We start from the raw sequence: 1,944 nt of genomic DNA on the forward strand, positions 1-1,944 counted from the left end.
AAGGCCATTGGCGGGTCTCTTACGCTCTGTTGCGGAAGATCGTCGACATCTAACCGCGCGACACCGTCAACGCGGGTTCCGCTGACGGATACGGGCGCTCCCGCATTTTCGCGTACCAGGCCTGAAGGGCCTCGCATTGCTCCGGCACGGGCAGCTTCACTATCGACGCAAAGATCAACCCGCCGATGACCGTGATATCGGCCATCGAGAAGGCGTCCCCGGCGACGAACGGCTGTCTTGTCAGAACGTCGTTGAAAGTAAGCGTTGCGGGAGCACCGTCTAGACCATTGCCGCCAAAGTGGCTCAATGCACGTCCGTGTCGTTCAAATTGGTTGGCACGTGACTATCGGAAGACTATATTTGCTTCGCTCGGCGGCGTGACTCAGGGACACCTTCAGCGGGAGGTTGGCAATGTTTGCTCGTTTTTTAAGAACGCTAGCGATTGGATTTGCCACCACAATTTTTGTTTTAGGCGCCTCAACTGGCGCTTGGGCTGCTCTAAACAACATCGTCAATCAAGATGTGCCGGAAATTTCGGGCGTCCATGTCAGGATTGCCACTACCAATAACTGTCAAGGAGACTTGATGGCCTTTATGGCATTTCCGGCAGGCGCTTTCGATGAGCAGCATCCTCAAGCAATCACGCGAGCGACGAGCTGGGCTGTGCACGAGGGCCTCGCCATTTGCCCGCAGGCGACCCGGATGCGGGTCATGGCCGATGCGGGGGGAAAGATGAAAGAGACTGCGAGCTTCGACGGCTTTGCTCTTGCATCCGATAACTGGCAACCGAATGGCAGATTCAGCACGCCCTATCATTATGGAGCGGTGGTACCTCAGACCGTACCAGCATCTCCAGACGCAGCAACCTTTGGCGTTCCCGGCCAGTTTCAAGTTCCATTCAGTCAAGCTGCATTTGGGGCACCCTTTTCGCAGTCGCGCGAAAACCAGGCTTTTCTTTCTGCGGTCGTCTATGCCATCGTAAAAAGCTGCAACGACGAGCTCCATAAAATGAACCCCAACGCACAAATCCACGTCCCTGATGAAGCGGGCCAGTATGCGCTTTCCGGTATGGTGGCGTCTACGCAGATTTCGGAATCTTCACCTATTCAGCAGTTGTTTGGCCCGTTTTCTACGCTGTATCCGTTTGCGCAGCAAGGCACCTCTGTCGGACAGCGCATGGGATGCTCCGCAAAGGGAAGAGGTTTTCTCAACACTATGAACACCTCCGTTATCGCAAGCATGCACGATGCTCAAGGCGGTCCGTCGCAGTTCATGCGGACCTGTCCCAGCAAGCTCGGAAGTGATGCGGATTGTTTGTGTTTTGCGAGGATGGCACGCGCTCTAGAGCCCGATATCTTCCAGGAAAGGTTCAGCATGTACGACTACAACAAAATGGTTAAAGCGATTCAGCTTGTGCCTGCAATTCAGCTTATGTCGTGCAGGTTGCATGGCCAGTGATGGGCCAGCAGCAACTGCCCTGAAATGCTCTGAAGCGAGATAGCGAAAGTTCGCTTTACAAGGAAGCCTGTCGGGCAGGCTCCTCGCATGTTCGACCGAGCTGCGAATCTGACGATGCCAGAGTCTTCGATGGTACCCAGCCTGACAGGCTCGACACCTTTTGAAGAACAGAATCGAATTGAACTCGTCTTCGAGGGCCACTCGTGCGTCCAAGACATCCAGTTCACTGTCCAGCTTTATGACTTAACCCCGACATCCCATGGAGTGGTTGGAGGCGTTTTCGCGTTCCGTCTTGCGGCTAATGCTATTTCGGGCCTCCAACACCAATGGACGCCGTCGATTCGGTTCTGTCGCAGTAAGCGTGACGAGACGACAAATGTCAATATAATCAGTATTGCTTACATAACAAGTGAATAAAACTGCCGGGAAGCAGACAACGGGTCTTTGCCCATACATTTCATCTGTCCTTTCCTGATCATGTGCATT

At 53.9% G+C, this 1,944-nt stretch carries 1 protein-coding gene and 2 pseudogenes; 1 reads left to right on the plus strand and 2 read right to left on the minus strand.

The features are described from left to right. Window positions 1-49 precede the first annotated feature (49 nt). Window positions 50-256: pseudogene (locus HWY30_RS40680) on the minus strand (glutathione binding-like protein); the annotation flags it as partial. 155 nt (window positions 257-411) lie between these two features. On the opposite strand from HWY30_RS40680, the gene HWY30_RS40685 reads away from it, so the two are divergent. Further along, window positions 412-1,458 (plus strand): hypothetical protein, encoded by a 1,047-nt coding sequence (locus HWY30_RS40685; protein WP_143037343.1) that lies wholly within the window; start codon window positions 412-414, stop codon window positions 1,456-1,458. 398 nt (window positions 1,459-1,856) lie between these two features. Here HWY30_RS40685 and HWY30_RS40690 read toward each other — a convergent pair. Then, window positions 1,857-1,944 (minus strand): annotated as a pseudogene (locus HWY30_RS40690) (IS6 family transposase); the annotation flags it as partial.

It is taken from the genome of Paraburkholderia tuberum STM678 (assembly GCF_902833905.1).
Taxonomy (GTDB): Bacteria; Pseudomonadota; Gammaproteobacteria; order Burkholderiales; family Burkholderiaceae; genus Paraburkholderia; species Paraburkholderia tuberum.